The 14,684-nt window shown below is 59.1% G+C and carries 17 protein-coding genes; 6 read left to right on the forward strand and 11 right to left on the reverse strand.

Translation table 11 applies throughout. The features are described 5' to 3' along the window. Positions 1-17: 17 nt before the first annotated feature. Genes MO767_RS23165 through MO767_RS23175 form a run of 3 tightly spaced genes read left to right on the forward strand, consistent with a single transcriptional unit; the run spans position 18 to position 4,190 of the window. Positions 18-2,261 carry an Ig-like domain-containing protein gene (locus tag MO767_RS23165; RefSeq protein WP_282482406.1) on the forward strand — a complete coding sequence of 748 codons (2,244 nt, stop codon included), beginning with the start codon at positions 18-20 and terminating at the stop codon, positions 2,259-2,261. Positions 2,262-2,321: 60 nt separating this feature from the next. Beyond that, positions 2,322-2,783: a curlin gene (locus MO767_RS23170; protein WP_282482407.1), complete on the forward strand. Its 462-nt coding sequence runs from the start codon at positions 2,322-2,324 to the stop codon at positions 2,781-2,783. 27 nt (positions 2,784-2,810) lie between these two features. Beyond that, on the forward strand, positions 2,811-4,190 hold the full coding sequence (locus MO767_RS23175; RefSeq protein WP_282482408.1) for a curlin: 1,380 nt from the start codon (positions 2,811-2,813) through the stop codon (positions 4,188-4,190). A gap of 64 nt (positions 4,191-4,254) precedes the next feature. Here the strand turns inward: MO767_RS23175 and MO767_RS23180 are convergent, their stop codons facing one another. Then, complete coding sequence (locus tag MO767_RS23180) at positions 4,255-4,581, reverse strand: DUF6124 family protein (RefSeq protein WP_282482409.1); 327 nt, start codon at positions 4,579-4,581, stop codon at positions 4,255-4,257. 719 nt (positions 4,582-5,300) lie between these two features. Between MO767_RS23180 and MO767_RS23185 the strand changes: the two genes are divergently transcribed. The 3 genes from MO767_RS23185 (at position 5,301) to MO767_RS23195 (ending at position 7,580) form a co-directional block, all read left to right on the forward strand. Beyond that, positions 5,301-6,563 (forward strand): hypothetical protein, encoded by a 1,263-nt coding sequence (locus MO767_RS23185; RefSeq protein ID WP_282482410.1) that lies wholly within the window; start codon positions 5,301-5,303, stop codon positions 6,561-6,563. A 73-nt stretch (positions 6,564-6,636) separates the two neighbouring features. Continuing rightward, positions 6,637-7,017 carry a hypothetical protein gene (locus MO767_RS23190; protein ID WP_282482411.1) on the forward strand — a complete coding sequence of 127 codons (381 nt, stop codon included), beginning with the start codon at positions 6,637-6,639 and terminating at the stop codon, positions 7,015-7,017. A 179-nt stretch (positions 7,018-7,196) separates the two neighbouring features. After that, complete coding sequence (locus tag MO767_RS23195; protein WP_282482412.1) at positions 7,197-7,580, forward strand: hypothetical protein; 384 nt, start codon at positions 7,197-7,199, stop codon at positions 7,578-7,580. A gap of 586 nt (positions 7,581-8,166) precedes the next feature. On the opposite strand, the gene MO767_RS23200 is transcribed toward MO767_RS23195, so the two are convergent. The 10 genes from MO767_RS23200 to MO767_RS23245 are packed head-to-tail and all read right to left on the reverse strand — an operon-like array spanning position 8,167 to position 14,684. Beyond that, positions 8,167-9,033 (reverse strand): CsgG/HfaB family protein, encoded by an 867-nt coding sequence (locus tag MO767_RS23200; RefSeq protein WP_282482413.1) that lies wholly within the window; start codon positions 9,031-9,033, stop codon positions 8,167-8,169. 31 nt (positions 9,034-9,064) lie between these two features. After that, on the reverse strand, positions 9,065-9,499 hold the full coding sequence (locus tag MO767_RS23205; protein WP_282482414.1) for a curli assembly protein CsgF: 435 nt from the start codon (positions 9,497-9,499) through the stop codon (positions 9,065-9,067). Further along, a complete protein-coding gene (gene csgE / locus MO767_RS23210) occupies positions 9,496-9,888 on the reverse strand; it encodes a curli production assembly/transport protein CsgE (RefSeq protein ID WP_282482415.1) in 393 nt (130 codons plus the stop codon). The genes MO767_RS23205 and csgE overlap by 4 nt, the downstream gene beginning before the upstream one ends. Beyond that, a complete protein-coding gene (locus MO767_RS23215) occupies positions 9,885-10,430 on the reverse strand; it encodes a type II secretion system protein (RefSeq protein ID WP_282482416.1) in 546 nt (181 codons plus the stop codon). Before MO767_RS23215 ends, csgE begins: the two co-directional genes overlap by 4 nt. Then, positions 10,405-10,779, reverse strand: coding sequence for a type II secretion system protein (locus tag MO767_RS23220; RefSeq protein WP_282482417.1), 375 nt, complete (start codon positions 10,777-10,779; stop codon positions 10,405-10,407). Before MO767_RS23220 ends, MO767_RS23215 begins: the two co-directional genes overlap by 26 nt. A gap of 4 nt (positions 10,780-10,783) precedes the next feature. Beyond that, a complete protein-coding gene (locus tag MO767_RS23225) occupies positions 10,784-11,257 on the reverse strand; it encodes a type II secretion system protein (RefSeq protein WP_282482418.1) in 474 nt (157 codons plus the stop codon). Between the two features lie 2 nt (positions 11,258-11,259). Further along, complete coding sequence (locus MO767_RS23230) at positions 11,260-13,089, reverse strand: secretin N-terminal domain-containing protein (protein WP_282482419.1); 1,830 nt, start codon at positions 13,087-13,089, stop codon at positions 11,260-11,262. After that, positions 13,086-13,604, reverse strand: a complete 519-nt coding sequence (locus MO767_RS23235) for a hypothetical protein (RefSeq protein WP_282482420.1) — start codon at positions 13,602-13,604, stop codon at positions 13,086-13,088. Before MO767_RS23235 ends, MO767_RS23230 begins: the two co-directional genes overlap by 4 nt. Next, positions 13,604-14,152, reverse strand: coding sequence for a GspMb/PilO family protein (locus MO767_RS23240; RefSeq protein WP_129443230.1), 549 nt, complete (start codon positions 14,150-14,152; stop codon positions 13,604-13,606). The genes MO767_RS23235 and MO767_RS23240 overlap by 1 nt, the downstream gene beginning before the upstream one ends. Beyond that, complete coding sequence (locus MO767_RS23245) at positions 14,139-14,684, reverse strand: PilN domain-containing protein (RefSeq protein WP_282482421.1); 546 nt, start codon at positions 14,682-14,684, stop codon at positions 14,139-14,141. The genes MO767_RS23240 and MO767_RS23245 overlap by 14 nt, the downstream gene beginning before the upstream one ends.

Genomic DNA, 14,684 nt, shown 5'->3' on the forward strand with positions numbered 1-14,684 from the left:
CCTCATCAGGAGGCATCATGAACAAATTGCCACGCCTGGCGCTTAACGCCCTGGGACTGACTCTATCGCTGTCCGGCAGTGCTTTCGCGCAACTCGCTGCCGTCGACCCCGGTCCTTACACCTTCGCTACCGGGAAATTCCCGATCTGGTATCAGGACAACAATCTGCTGTCGATGGAACTGTGCCAGTCCCGGGCCGCCAGCTCGCGAGTGCCGGCTGCCACGCCACCGGCCTACATGTGTACCCTGCTGCCGGCACCGGGCATTTTCGACGACACCCTGCCGATGGTGTTCCCGGATAACTGGCCAGACGAAGCCTTCTGGTTCCTCGCCGGGACCACCATTCCCAACAATGCCGCTGGCTATGGAATGGACGCCTACGTGGCCGGGATAGAAGCCGCTTTTGCCGGCGGAAATCCACTCGATGGCGATCAAATCAGCTTTGCGCGGATTCGTATGCGGATAAACGTGCCCGTCGCCGGGACCTACACCATCACTCACCCGTATGGCGTGGAAACGGTCAACGTCACGACCCCCGGTCGTCGCGCAATCAACATCACCAGAGACATCGGCGTCGGTGCGCCGGGAGTTTTCAACGGGGCATTGAGCGGTGCTATCGGGCCATTCCTGCGCAGCGTCAACGGCCCCTATACCGAAGTGAATCCGGACACCGGCGCAATCGAAACCTTCGTCGGCGACCCGAACCTCACTGAACAAGTCACCGGCAGCCCCAACAACACCAACTTTGTACGCATCCAGGGCCCGGCCGGCACGATCGAAACCAACCTGTTCACACTGTCCGGCAAAGTTCTCGACAATCGTGCGCAAACCCATGTCGACCTCAACCGTGCAACCTACCGCCGCACCAGCTCCGGCACCGGTACCAGCACCCGGGTCGAAGTCTTTGGCAAGGCGGATAACAGCTCTACATTGTGCTTCCGCGAATCCGTCGCCCTTGTGCCAGGCCCACCGCCTACACCCTGCCTGACCAACATGGTGGGTGACGGCACCGGGATGTACTTCGGTCAGCGTCTGTTCAACGGCCCCGTGCCTCCGGTGGTGGTGCTCACCGCCACCAACCCGGCCGGCACCACTCGCCCTACAGCGGTCTCAAGCAAGCTCGTTGACCTGGTGAAAATCCAGACGGCTCGCTACAACTGGAGCAACCACAGCCTGCTGATCGAAGCCACGTCCACGGACGAAGTGGCAGTGCCTGACATGGTCGCGCAGGGTTACGGACGTCTGTCGAAAACCGGCACCCTGCAAAAAATCACCGTCGCCGATCTGCCCCAGCCACCCGCAACTGTCACGGTCAAATCCGCCGCCGGCGGCAGTGACACCGAGCCTGTCGTCGTGGTTGGTTCTGCACCGGATACCGGCGAGAACCAGGCGCCACTGTCTGTGGCCGACACCGGCAGCACCAGCTTCGGCGTGCCGATCACCCTCAACCTGCTGGCCAACGACAGCGACCCGGACGGCAACACGCCACTGAGCATTAGCGCGCTGACCCAACCGGCCGCAGGCCAGGGCACCGTGACGTTGAGCGGTACGACTTCGGTGGTCTACACCCCGCCCGCCGTGGTGACTGTGCCGTTAACCACGACCTTCACCTACAAGGCTCAAGACGTCAAAGGCCTGGCCTCGACCACTGCGGCGACCGTGACCATCACCGTTGCACCTAACCGGCCACCGGTGGCGGTCGCCGACAGCATCGCGACCCTGGGCGTGGCGATTCCGATCAACGTGTTGGCCAACGACACCGATCCGGAAGGCAACGTGCCTTTGGCTGTCGCCAGCCTGACCCAACCTGCAGCCGGCCGTGGCACGGTCAGCAGCAACGGCACGGTGATCACCTACACCCCACCGGCCACGGTCACGACGGCCTTCACGACGACCTTCACCTACATCGCCCGGGACAGCTTCGGCGCCCTGTCGACACCGGCCACCGTCACCGTGCAAGTCTCGCCACGGCCTGCTGCGGAAACCTTCACGGTGACCACGGCGACGGTGTCGGCTCGCTCCAATAACCGCTTCACCTGGGACTTTGCGGGGACTTCATCGGTGGTCACCGGCAACACCATCACCATCCAGGTTTCCACCCCAACCGGGTTGGCAACTCTGGGCACCACCACGGTACCGGTGACCGGTCGCTGGAGGCTGACGGTGAACAACACCACTACGGTGATTCCGTCCGCGAACCCGACAGCCACCATCACCTCGTCCCAAGGCACCGTGCGCACGGTGTCGGTGATCTCGAACTGAGCCCTCGCCCCGCTCACCGATTCGGTGAGTGGGGCCGGCCTCTTCCCAAAGGACGCAGCCATGAAAACCTCGACCTTAGCCGTGTTCTGCCTGCTTCTGCTCTGTAGCAGTGCGGGCGCGCGCGCCGACGATTTGATGGAGAACGACGACCTGGCCCCCGGCGCCGACCTCGGCGAGTTACCACCACCGATTGGCCAGCAAGCACTGATTGATCAGAACGGCCAGGCCAACGTTGCGCTGTTGGAACAGAACGGCCAGTCGCTGCTCGGTCGCATCGTCCAGTCGGGCAGTAATCAGGAAGCTTACATCCTGCAACAAGGCAGCGACCTGATGGCAATGATCACTCAGCAAGGTTCCGGCAACGCCGCCTCGATCACCCAGACCGGCAGCCACAACCGCGCGCAGATTTCCCAGAACGGCAACAACAACGACGCCAGCATCGACCAGGCCGGCACGGGGCTTTCAAGCGCCGTGACCCAGTCCGGAAACGGCATGAACGTTTCGGTCAAACAATACCGCTAAAGCACTGCACCATTTGGAGGTTTCATCATGTTCAAACTGACGCCCCTCACCGCCGCCATCCTGGTCATAGTCAGTGCCCAGGCGATGGCCGACGACAGCGTTTCCACCCAGAACCAGGTCGGTACCGCCAACATCGCCGACGTTCAACAGACCGCGGCCCCGTTCAGTACCGCCACCCAGCAGCAACACGGCGAGGGCAACGATGCCGCAGCGGTGCAAGATAACGCCACCGGCACCATCACCCAGGATCAACTCGGCGACTACAACGCCGGTTACGCCGAGCAACTGTTCGAAGACGGCAGCACCATCACCCAGCAACAGCTTGGCAGTTCCAACACCAGCCATGCCAGCCAGTCGATCGGCATGGGCGGTAACGAAGCGCTGCAACAACAGCAAGGCACCGGCAACTTCTCGTTCATCTATCAGGACAGTCAGGAAGGTACCCACGGTCAAACCTTCCAGTTTGGTGACAGCAACGAGGCCAATATCGAACAGATCCAACTGGGCACTGCCAACAACGCAGTGATCATCCAGTACGGCACCGCCAACTACGCCACCGCCGAACAGATCGCCCACATGGGTGGCCAGATCAATCTCAACCAGGCGGGCGAAGGCAACTACGCCTATGGCGACCAGCGCGATGGCAACGGCGGCACCGTGACCATCAACCAGTTCGGCGACTTCAATGGCGCCGAAGTCTGGCAAGGCGGGCAAACCGCCAGCGAGGCCACTGTCAACCAGTACGGGCAAACCAACGAAACCGTGGTCGACCAAAGCTTCGGCGAAAACAACGTCGCCCAGGTGCTGCAAGTCGGCGACCTCAACGCGATTTATGCCGACCAGTTCGAGTCCGTCGGCTCGACCCTGGCGCTGTACCAACAAGGCACCGGCAACGTGCACTTCACCTACCAAAAGGGTGACAGCCATGTGTTGAACGCCACCTCCGTGGGTAACGACAACAAGGTCTACGCCAGCGACTGGAAAGGCCCGCAAAAGGGTGGCCAGTTCGGCAGCAACCAACGTGCAACCGTCAACCAGAACGGCACCAACAACACCGCCAGCTTCAAACAGGACGGCATCGGCCACATCATGACCACCAGCCAGACCGGCACCGGCAACAAAACCACCGTCACCCAGGCCGAAAACTACAACGAGCTGTACTTCGACCAGAACGGCAGCGACAACATCCTCATCGCCGACCAGCGCGGCACCACCAACCTGGCCCAAGGCAGCTCCAACGGTATCGGCAACACCACAAACTTCGACCAGTCCGGCACCATGAACGTGGCCTACGTCACTCAGAGCGGCACCGGCAACATTGCCAGTGTCACTCAGAGCGGCATGACCCAGACTGCGACCGTGCAGCAGATGGGTACTGACAACAAGGCGACTGTGCTGCAGCAATAATCGCAAGGCGTAAAAAAAACCGCGACCCGTGGAGGGTCGCGGTTTTTTTGTCTGTGCCGATCAGCTACGTGGGTGAGTCCTGCGGATCGATGTTATCCAGCGCCCGATTCACCGCCAGGTCGGCCAGCATGATGACCTGCTGGATGCCCAACAACATGCTGCGCTGTGGCCCCTCCACAAACACCGCGAAATCAGTGGCCATGACACTGGCGGAAGCCAACGATTCACAGGCGTGGGCCAACAGGCTTTCGGTATCGATGTCCGGGGCGATAGCGAACATTCTGCTGGGGTTGTGGGGGGCGGAGTTTTTGAGAATGGCCGGGGTGGGGTGGAAGCCAGCGGTAGTGCTTACGGTTTCTGATTCGGGGGGATTGGGTGTGGGTTTGAACATGGTGAAGCTCCTTTGGAAAATAGCGCCACCAGAACCTGTCGCTAAACAAGTAAGGGTGGCGACTGTATGCAGGTTAGCGAACCGGTCAAAGGCACCCGGTAGACCCGAAGATCTCCCGCATACAGCCACCATAACGTAATTGCAGACGTCAAAAGTCTGCAAGAAAGTCTGGAGCACTGATGCACTTTGAATAGTTCGGGTCGCTAAACCCGGCCGCTGAATTCAGCGGCCCGGAAACGATAAAGACCAGATACAAAGCGCACAAGCCGGCGGATTCTGGCGTAGTCGTAGGCAACGGCGCAAGGATCTGTAGCTTTCAGGAAGTAACGTTAAACACCATTAAACACGCCCCTCAAATCAGCACACATTCCCTGTAGGAGCGAGCCTGCTCGCGATTGCGGCGTGTCATTCAACATTGATGTCAGCTGACCCATTGTCATCGCGAGCAAGCTCGCTCCCACAGGGGATTGAGTACGGCCGGGAACAACTGCTCGGCTGTCAGGCCGTCTCGCGTATTTTGTGCACGACACGGATCAACTGTGGGAGCGTGGCTTGCCCGCGATTGGCACTGTCATTCAGCCAGTAATCCACTGACAAACCACCCTCCCCAAACACCGAGAAAAATTCGGACTTCCCCTACAAGCCAAACAGAATCCCCCGGCATCCACCCCAGAGCCTGATCGCCAAAGTGCCCCGTTTCCAAGGACCGGGCACAAAGCGTGACCACACTCATCCCCCAACACCAACTCGCCGGCCAGCGCGGCCAGGTGCTCGACAGCCATCAAGCTGCCGACGCTCTTCGTCAGGCCCTGAACTACCCGTACGACTTGCAAGGCTTCGACGACCTGCTGAATGCCGTGGGCGCCAACAGCTCCAACTACATGCAAACCGCCCACCAGCAAAAACTGATCAACGCCGTGAGCAACGGTGATTGGGTGATGGTCACGCCTCGCGCGAATCCAGATAACGGTGGCGCTTCATGGAAAGGTTTCAAGAACAAACCCGAGCCACCCCCGGCGCAACATCTGGTTGAAGATCACGCCTTCACTCTGCCCAAACCGGCGGAGTCTGGATTTCACATTGTTGAAAAGCCCATGAGCCTAGAGTCCCTGGAACGCTCACTGTACGAGAGCTCACCAAGCGATGCATTACTACGAGAATTTCGTTCACTCAATCGCCATCTCGGAGAAAGGGTGAAACCGGGGCAAATGGTGATCTTCAGCGATTCACGGCACTACATGTGCCGGCGTGAAGAGGCGCAGATGATGATCGCTGCCGAGAAAGTCAACGAGGCGCTCAAGGATCTGAGTGATGAAGAGGCTTCGTTTATGGTTGAGCACCATGAAGTGATTGAGCCGTTTCTAGGTATCTCTTCAGGTGGACTAGGCGTAGCGTCATTTATGGTCGGTCGTCACTTGGAAGACCTCGAAGACACTCTCAAAGAAATGGAGCGCTTACATCAAGAGCAATACCGACAACATCGTCATCTTCATTCACCAGAGTTTTTTGCTCGACGCAAACGCCTGATGGCGAAACTGGACGCCGGTTTCGGGCCTTTGGTGCGTAAGGGACTCGGGCTCGCAGATCATCCCAAGCTCAAAAGAGCGTTGGGGCTTTCGTCTCGCAAAGCTATTCATCATTGGAACAAAGCAGGTGCTCCAACGCAGTTACCGGGTTACGCAACGAACATCTTGGTAGTCTCTCAAGCCGTTAAATATATGAAGGCAGGTGGTTACGTGGCGATCGCTCTGGGTGCAGGTTCAGCCGCAATGAAAATTAGCGAGACTTGCCGCAGTGGGCGCGAAGAGGAATGTCGTCAGGTGAAGTTTGTGGAGGGCTCGAAATTGTCTGGCAACGTTTTGGGTGGCATAGCGGCAGGCCGACTGGCCCCGATGGTTGCCCCTGCAACATGTGCTGCCATTGGCGCTGGAACGGTAGGGTTAGGTGGACTCGTTTGTATGTTGGTGGTGAGTGGGCTGTGATCGCCGGTACCGCAGACGGGGGGGCAGTTTTCGGTGAAGTTGCCGGCGAAATGCTTTATCAGGTAACCGCTCCATGAGTCAGCATGACTGGGCGTTTTTGGCATCTTGTTTACTTTGGGCGGCAGTGATGTTGGTGAACACAGCGGTATCGGTATACGCCGCCTATGTCAAAGCGGAGGACTGCCAGGCGCACTTTGTAAAATCGAATCTGGTCGAGCAATACCGATTTAATCCATCCGGCACCTTCTTGAGCCGCCTAGGAAGTATGGGAATGGTCTATTCCCTGTTGGTATTCAAATACCAGCGCCGCTTAGATCCCGTCTCAATTGAAGAAGTGAAGACGTTTCCTGCGCATCTGCGGCCTTGGATCGTAATTCCTGGCCATATCAATCTGTTCTGCGTTGTCTGGATGTTTGCAATGTGTGGTTGGGCCAAATACACGGGCCTGGTTTAACCGAGACAAGGGAGCGAACCGACAAATGTATTTAAAAGAAATTATGCGACCTAAAACTTCGAGTCGAACTCAGATTTTGAAAAGCACAAAGACATCGCATGTAGGTCGAAGCGAAGCAGTTGCAGTAAAAATAAATCTGTTACATATCTTCGGATATGTCCTATACGAATCGAGTATCAATGACAGAAACAAGACTGCTCTACGCAGCCATCGTGATCGTCTTGTTCACGTTGGCAATTATCAACTTCACGTTCATGGCTTATGTAGGCCTTTTTAAGCTCAAAGAAATGGAGTCACATGTTAAAAACTGTTACCTCATCCATGCCAACCGTCGAGAAACTGGCGATGGTTTATACAGCCGCAGATACAGGCTCAACTTAATTAGGGCCATGCTAAGCAAACGCCCTTCTTTACTATTACTGAACGATCCTCGAGCCCTTGAGGATATTCGCCGCTTTCCTCTGCATTTGCGACGCTGGATCGAGATTCCGTACCGAATAAACACGTTTTCACTTATCGGTCTTCTGGTTGTATGGGGATGGGGTGAATACATTGGATTTTGATCATCTTTCGAGTACAGCCGAAAGAAATAGGGGTCGGCTATCCGGTCGCCATCGCAGCGATGCGGCGACCCGACAAGCCAGCTCCCACAATTAATCGGCGCTCACTCTTGCCCTTCACCACTCAACAGGCCGAGCGTTAGCTCGCCTGCAGCTTTTGATCTTGATCTGGCTTTTGATGTTGATCTGCCCGCCCCTTCGGGAGGCTGAGTGGAGGTGTTCATCTGGGGGGTAGGCGCGCAGCGCCGTTCGACGAAGTCGAACACATCGAGAGGAGGTCGAAGCGAAGCCGACCGGAGGCGATGCCCCCAGATGAATACCGGAACGAAGGAACGCCGAGCCTAGGCGAGGGGCCGGACGCTTGGGGCGAGACTTTTTGGTTCCTTTTGTGGCGTTTGACAAAAGGGACTCGCTGTAAGAGCGAAACCATTAGCGGCCGTTACCGCAGGAATGGATATGTACATCTGAAAGAAATAGGTCGGCTTTCAGGCCGCCTAGGTCGAGATCAAAAGATCGCAGCCTTCGTCAGCTCCTACAGAGGGATCGGGTACATCAACAAAAGCCAGGTCGGCCCGAAGGCCGCCTCGGTTCACTCTTCCTCACCCTCAGGCACAACCTTGTTCTGAGTCAGGTAACGGTCAAGCGTCGCATTGTTGTCAGGCGAAGAATTATCCCCCGCCACCTGCCACAAGCGCCGCTCAATCCCCTGCGCCAGCAAATGCCCAACGGCCGACTCGATCGCCGACAACACACACAACTGCGCCGGCTCGTTCGTGGTGTAGCCAACCTCGGCTTCGAGCAACTTCTTGAACTCGATAAACTTGAACACCCCCGCACTGCGCCCGACAGAGTAAATCGTCTTGCTGGTCATCACATTCGCCAACACCTGCCCACTGCGCACATCAACAGCACGAAGGTTCACCGACACCTGATCCACCCGATACTCCCGGGAAATATCAATCCCCAGGTACCGCGCCCCTTCCCCACCACTGCGCACGTTGGTGTCATAGGCAACAATCCCGCCCTCAAGCATCAAATTGGCCGCCTGCAACGGTGGCAACTCACCCTGGATATTCACCGGCGTATTCGATTTTTTTTGCGAGGCGCGAATGATCTTGCGCTCGGTCAGCAGGTTCTGCAGCCCCTCACGTTCCAGCACCACAAACCAGCCACTGGCCTGCAGCGCATCCATCAACATGCTCGCCGCGCCCTGGGTCACGCTGGTGGAAAATGAACTGGCCGGGGACGGTTTGTACTGCCCGGTCTGATCCCGGAAGCCATACACCACCGCCATCAACCGCCCCTTGGGTCGTGGCATGTTCAGCAAGTCGTAATAGGTCGACGCCCGAGGTGTCAGGGTCGGTGATTCGGTGTCCTGCTCGGCCCCCATCGGCTCGCGCAAACTGCACCCTTGCAATGCCGCCAACATCAGCCCTAGCGCTATTATTTTTTTCATGTCCTTAACTCCCCATCGATCCAAGTCCCCGTCAAGGGGCCAGGCCATTCACCTGGATTTCGGAAACTTCACCGGTCGCTCGGTCAGTCACTTCAATAGTCAGTGCACCGGAGTCGTCGATAACGTTCACAACAAAAGCGTCGGTGGTCAGGCTCCCGGCATTGCCTGCGGAGATGTTGTCCATCAACTGCCCTAGCAGCCGTGATTGCAGCTGACTGGTGAAGCGCTCCAGGGCCGACGTGCCGGCCGCGCTGGTACGCTTTTTCAAGTCAGGGTCGTCGTAATCGTTCTGCGCCTGGGCGTTGTTGAGCAACCAGGTCCCGTTCAGCGGGTTGCCGCCAAACGACGGATTGACCGGCGTGTAGACCAGCTCCGTGGCCTGGACCAGCCCACAGCTGCCGGCCCCTGTAAACCAGAGACCCAACAACCACATGCCTCTGCGTTTAGAGAAAGTTCCAATGTTCATAGTTCGTCCCTCTCAAGGTCGGTGGTGTCCTGCAACAAGGTTTCCAGCCTGCGCTGGACGATCTGCACGCGGACCAGATCGGCAGCCTCATAGGCCTCGTCCTTCAACTCCACGGTGTTCGGCGGCAGGAAGCGCCGATAAACCAATCGTTGCTGATATTCCACGGTCACCAGGCTGCCCCAGCGTGCCGAAGGTCGTTCACGCACCACCAGATTGAAATCCATCGGGCTGGTGGCACGCAGGCGTTCACTGAACGAGTAGTAAAAGTCGTGACCGATGTGCGAGATCGTGTCGTCGACGATAAAACCCAGCATTTCGTCTTCTTCGGCAGCCGACACGAAGGACGTCATCAGCATCAGGGCCAGGGCCGGTAGCCAGTGTCTGTTCATGGCATCACCGCCCCAACACCCGGGTCGTTTTTGGATTGGCCTTTGGGCGCGGACGCGCCATCGAGGAAGGCCTTCTCGGCCACGAACTGCCAGTCCTTGTAGCTCGCCATTCCGGTGAAGTCCGACCATTGAGTGGGAAAATCCGCCTGCTTGAGCGGCGTGTCCGTGGAGGGGCTGCTGAGGCCCGTGATGCGTCCGTCAAAACCGCGCATCAACGTCCATTCGCCGCCACCAATCGGGTCCGGGTACAGGTTGCGCAAGTGGTGTTTGGGCGACGGAAAACGCTCGTCCTGCAACAGGTCCGCCAGCTCTTTCGGGTACTGGGCCAGGCCAGGTGAACTGCGGTAATAACTGCGCAATGCCTGAGCGTATTGAGTGCCGACCCAGAGCAACTGGCGTTCACGATCACGGCGCGACGCGGTGGACCACAACTCACCGGCGCTGGCCAGGCCCATGCCCATCAACATGATCAGAAACAGCACGCCCAGGTAAGTGAAACCGGCCTCGTTCGAGGGCTTACCACTCCGAATACAGGCTGCCATCACGCGCCCTCCCTGTGGCTCCGCTTTTGATGTCGGCGACCCCGCCCGGCACGCCGTCAGGCGGCGCCACCAGCACCCAGAGGTCTTTGCGTTCGGCAATCGGGTCCATCGGCGGGTTGCGCAGGTAACGCTGCTCGACCAGCTGTTCGAGGGAGTCGGGATACCGCCCGGTGTCGCCGTAATAGTGGTCCAGTGCTTCGCGCATGGCCGACAGGCTCTGGCGCAGCGTGGTCTCTTTCGAGGCCTCGAGGCTGTTGAAATAGCGTGGCAAGGCGATGGTCATCAGGGTGGCGATGATTGCCATGACCACCATCAGTTCCAGCAGGGTAAAGCCCTTTTCCCGACGCATAATCTCACCACTCCCGGTAGGCGATGCCGTTGAGACCCTTGCCGCGCGCCTTGGAGTAAACGTCAAAGACGTCTTCGCCTTCGCGCGGGTTTTGAGCCGTACTGTCGTAGGAGCGCGTGCCCCAGCCGCCTTCGTCGTTACGCTTGACCGGTGCCAGCGGGTCATGGGGAACGCGCCGCAAAAAGAAGAACTTGGCGCCCTTGGCGCTGCGCACATCGCGCACACCGTCCACCAGCACTTGCAGGTTCGGCGGGTAGCCGCTGCTGTTCAGGGATTTCTCGATGTAGCCGGCGTCGAACGCACGTTTGTAGGCGTCGATGGCATCGCGAATCTGATACAGCGCCGTGCGCAGTTCCTGCTCCTTGCCCCGGCGTACCACGGTCTCGGTCAGCGGCGCAGCCATGCCGGCCAGCAGGCCGATCAGGGCCAGCGTCACCACGACTTCGATCAGGGTAAAACCGCGTTGCGAGGCGTTCATGATCAAGGCTTCTCGACGACAACGTGGGTGGAGGCAACCGGAGTACCGGGGGTCTCTGTGGGGCTCGTCGAGTCAATCCCACGATCCGGTGCCTGAATGTGCATGCTGGTTTCGGTACCGGTGGTGAACTCCATGTCGGATGGGCTCTGGTACGGCAGGTTGCGCACGATCCGCGGCGTGATCGACAGCACCAGCTCCGATTTGCCGACCGTGTCCTTGTTGCTGCCGAACAAGCGGCCAAGACCTGGAATGTCGCCAAGGCCGGGGATTTTGTTGCCGGTGGCACCATGGTCGTTGCGCATCAGGCCGGCGAGGATCTGGGTTTCGCCGTCATGCAGACGCAGGGTGGTCTGGGCGTTGCGGGTGTCGACCTGAACCGGAATCGTGCCCTGGCGGGTCGGTTCCAGCGGCGTGGCGTTACTCACTTCCAGGGCGATTTTGATCGCCACTTCGTTGTTCAGGTGCACAGTCGGCTGTACTTCAAGTTTAAGACCGACATCCAGGTAGGTGACGCTTTCGGTGATCACCGGACCTTGAGTCGAGGGCACCGAGGTGGCGCTGATGATCGGCACGCGCTGACCAATGTGGATGCGCGCCTGTTCGCGGTTGCTGACGCGAATCACCGGGCTGGCCAGGGTGTTGATGTCGTTGTCCTGGGCGTTGATCTTGGCCTGCGGCGACGGCGAGATGGAGATCCGGCTGGAGTTGATGCCTTTGAGTTGATCGAGCAAGGTCACGGCCGAGCCGTCGCTGTTGACCACGCCGAAGGTGTTCGGCCATTGCAGGCCAAGGTCGAGAATCCGCTGGGTGGCGACTTCCATCACCTCCACTTCCAGCACCACTTCAGGGTTGGACTGGTCCTGGGATTGCAGCAATTTTTCGGCCATGCGCACCGCGTCTTCGGTGTCGCGCATTGTCAGTGTGTTGAGGCGTTCATCGACGAACACGTCGCGGGTCTTGAGCATGGTTTTGATCATGTTCAGCGCGGTGTTGGCATCGATGCTGGTCAGGTAGAAGGTGCGCATCACCAGCTCTTGGTAATCCTTGAGCTTCTGCGGCGAGTCCGGGTAGATCAGCAGGGTGTTTTCGTTCACCACTTTCTGGTGCAGCTGGTTCTGTTGCAGCAGCAGTTCCACCGCGTCTTCGATGCGCACGTCACGCACGAAGATAGTGGCTTTCATGTCCGGGCGCAGGTCCTTGTCGAAGATGAAGTTCAAACCGGCGACCTGCGACAGCACTTCGAAGATGGTTTTCAGGTTGGCTTCGCGAAATTCCAGGGTCACCGGCCGATCGAGACGGGTCTTCAGTTGTGGATATGGAATCACGTTGCGGCTTTGCACCAGGCGGATGTTGCTTTGCAGCTCCAGCGCCCCTTCATTCTTCGGGTCCAGTTCGAGGATCTGCTTCACCTGGCGGTCCGCGCCGAAGATGTCACCGCGACGCAGGTCGCCACGGGCCAGTTCGAGTTTTTCATCCTGACTGCGCATGTGATCGAGCTGACGCAGCGCGTCCTGGGCACGGCGGTTGTTCGGTTCGATGGTCAACACCCGGCCGTAAGTCAGGCGGGCAGACGCGAAATCACGCTGGACGCGATACATCTCGCCCTGGGTCAACAGCGCCGTCACTGCACGAGCACGGCCGCTGGTCAGGGCCAGGTGCAGCTCGGTGTCGCGAGGGTTTTCCTTCAGCCCTTCCTCGATGCGGGCCAGGCCAGCTTCGTATTGTCCCGACTCCATCAGGTCGGTCGACTCTTGCTTGGCAACCTGCGCCGAACTGCACGCGGCCAGTCCTGCACACAGGCAAAGGTTTATCAGCAAACGGGATCTGTTCATTGCGTGCTCCCCACAGACAAAGTCTGAGACAAATGCAGAGGCAGGTAGACAAAGCTGAGTTCCACGTCGGAAATCCCCTCGATCCGCCAGGTTTCGTCGATCACATCCCCTTTGCGCACGACGTATATTTTTTCGCCGCTCTGCAAAAACACTTGCAGGTCGGAACGGTCTCTCAACTTGCCAATGAACTCGAAAGGCATCGGTGGTGCAGTGGGGACTTGCACCTCCGGGGTCAGGTTGACGGGTTGTTCGTTAACGGTGGCGAGCTGCGGCGCAGCCTTCCAGCTGCGGGCGGCGAACAGATCGCCAGCCGGGCTCAGGTCCTTGACCTCCGCCGTTTTTCCGGAGGCAGCGACAGCAGGCAGCGCACCACGGGTTTTGCTGTTGGTCGGGGTGGCCACGGCGGTAACCGACGCATCACCCTCCTCTGACGACGTGAAGTATTCAGGCAACCAGGTCAGCGCTGCCGCCACACCGAAGAACGCCACCCAACCCACTACGCGCTTGGTATTCATCATGACCTCGACAGATAAAGGGTCATGCGGATCCGCCCGGTCAGGTCGGTGTCGGCGATTTTTTTACGCTGGAACTCCACGTCCTCCACCACAACCGCCGGTAACTGGCCGAGCAAGGCGTGCAGGAAGCGCCGCAGTTGCGGGTAGCTGCCGCGCACTGGCAACAAAATCTGATAACGGGCCAGGTGCGTCTTGGGGTCGATGCCCAAGGAATATTCGCCACGGGCCAGGGTGATGTGCTCCTGAGCCGCCAGTGCGTAAATCTTGTCGATGGCCACGGTGGCCTGCGGCTGGGACGGCAATTTGCTGCGGAAGTCGTCGAGCTGACGTTGCGGCACCACCGGAGCGGCGACACTGCCGTCTTCGACTTTGGCCAGGTACTCGCCGGCTTCGCGCGTCTGCTGGCTGAGCGTTTGCAGCGACTGCCAGTCCGGCATCAGGCCCACCAGGCCATACACCAGCGCCAGCAGCAACATTGCCAGCCCTGCCAGGCCGGGAATGCCCAAGCCTTGCAGGTATTCGTGGACGATCAATCTAGGGATTTGCATCGCCAATCTCCCAGCTAGCCGACAGGTTGAATTGCACCGGGTGTTCCGGCACGTTCGCGACGATTTCGTGGCTGAGCAGCGACACATCGGACAGCTCGTCGCTGGCCTCGAGGCTGCGGTGGAAGTCGAGCATGGCTTCCAGATCCCGCGCTTCGGCGCTGATTCGCACCTGGCCTTTGCGGGCATCCGGGGTGAGGGTCAGCAACGCAATGTCGTCCCGGGGCATGGCTTCTAGCATGGCGAACAGACGCTCCCATGGCCGGCGCAATTGCTGGGACACCTTGCGCATCTCGGCCAGGTTGTGCGCCTGTTCGCGGGTTTCGGCCGGGGTCAGGCTGACTTTGCCGCCCGTGTCGCCGGTCAGTACGCGCTGAGTGGTTTGCAAGTGGCCTTGCTGTTGCGCGGCCTGTTCGCTGAGGTGCTGCTGCACCAGCACGCAGGTCAGCGTCAGCACCACGCCACCGACCAGCAGGCTCCAGCCCAAAGGGCCCGAGCGACGGCGCGGCTGGAAGTCGAGCATCAGGGCGCGCAT

The sequence above is a fragment of the Pseudomonas sp. UYIF39 genome, from assembly GCF_029963765.1.
Lineage (GTDB): Bacteria > Pseudomonadota > Gammaproteobacteria > Pseudomonadales > Pseudomonadaceae > Aquipseudomonas.

What these genes read in the sequence shown, in the direction of transcription:
- MO767_RS23165 (WP_282482406.1), top strand. Translation starts at nt 18, where the DNA reads ATGAACAAATTGCCACGCCTGGCGCTTAACGCCCTGGGACTGACTCTA.
- MO767_RS23170 (WP_282482407.1), top strand. Translation starts at nt 2,322, where the DNA reads ATGAAAACCTCGACCTTAGCCGTGTTCTGCCTGCTTCTGCTCTGTAGC.
- MO767_RS23175 (WP_282482408.1), top strand. Translation starts at nt 2,811, where the DNA reads ATGTTCAAACTGACGCCCCTCACCGCCGCCATCCTGGTCATAGTCAGT.
- MO767_RS23180 (WP_282482409.1), bottom strand. Translation starts at nt 4,581, where the DNA reads ATGTTCAAACCCACACCCAATCCCCCCGAATCAGAAACCGTAAGCACT.
- MO767_RS23190 (WP_282482411.1), top strand. Translation starts at nt 6,637, where the DNA reads ATGAGTCAGCATGACTGGGCGTTTTTGGCATCTTGTTTACTTTGGGCG.
- MO767_RS23195 (WP_282482412.1), top strand. Translation starts at nt 7,197, where the DNA reads ATGACAGAAACAAGACTGCTCTACGCAGCCATCGTGATCGTCTTGTTC.
- MO767_RS23200 (WP_282482413.1), bottom strand. Translation starts at nt 9,033, where the DNA reads ATGAAAAAAATAATAGCGCTAGGGCTGATGTTGGCGGCATTGCAAGGG.
- MO767_RS23205 (WP_282482414.1), bottom strand. Translation starts at nt 9,499, where the DNA reads ATGAACATTGGAACTTTCTCTAAACGCAGAGGCATGTGGTTGTTGGGT.
- csgE (WP_282482415.1), bottom strand. Translation starts at nt 9,888, where the DNA reads ATGAACAGACACTGGCTACCGGCCCTGGCCCTGATGCTGATGACGTCC.
- MO767_RS23215 (WP_282482416.1), bottom strand. Translation starts at nt 10,430, where the DNA reads ATGGCAGCCTGTATTCGGAGTGGTAAGCCCTCGAACGAGGCCGGTTTC.
- MO767_RS23220 (WP_282482417.1), bottom strand. Translation starts at nt 10,779, where the DNA reads ATGCGTCGGGAAAAGGGCTTTACCCTGCTGGAACTGATGGTGGTCATG.
- MO767_RS23225 (WP_282482418.1), bottom strand. Translation starts at nt 11,257, where the DNA reads ATGAACGCCTCGCAACGCGGTTTTACCCTGATCGAAGTCGTGGTGACG.
- MO767_RS23230 (WP_282482419.1), bottom strand. Translation starts at nt 13,089, where the DNA reads ATGAACAGATCCCGTTTGCTGATAAACCTTTGCCTGTGTGCAGGACTG.
- MO767_RS23235 (WP_282482420.1), bottom strand. Translation starts at nt 13,604, where the DNA reads ATGAATACCAAGCGCGTAGTGGGTTGGGTGGCGTTCTTCGGTGTGGCG.
- MO767_RS23240 (WP_129443230.1), bottom strand. Translation starts at nt 14,152, where the DNA reads ATGCAAATCCCTAGATTGATCGTCCACGAATACCTGCAAGGCTTGGGC.
- MO767_RS23245 (WP_282482421.1), bottom strand. Translation starts at nt 14,684, where the DNA reads ATGCGCGCCCTGATGCTCGACTTCCAGCCGCGCCGTCGCTCGGGCCCT.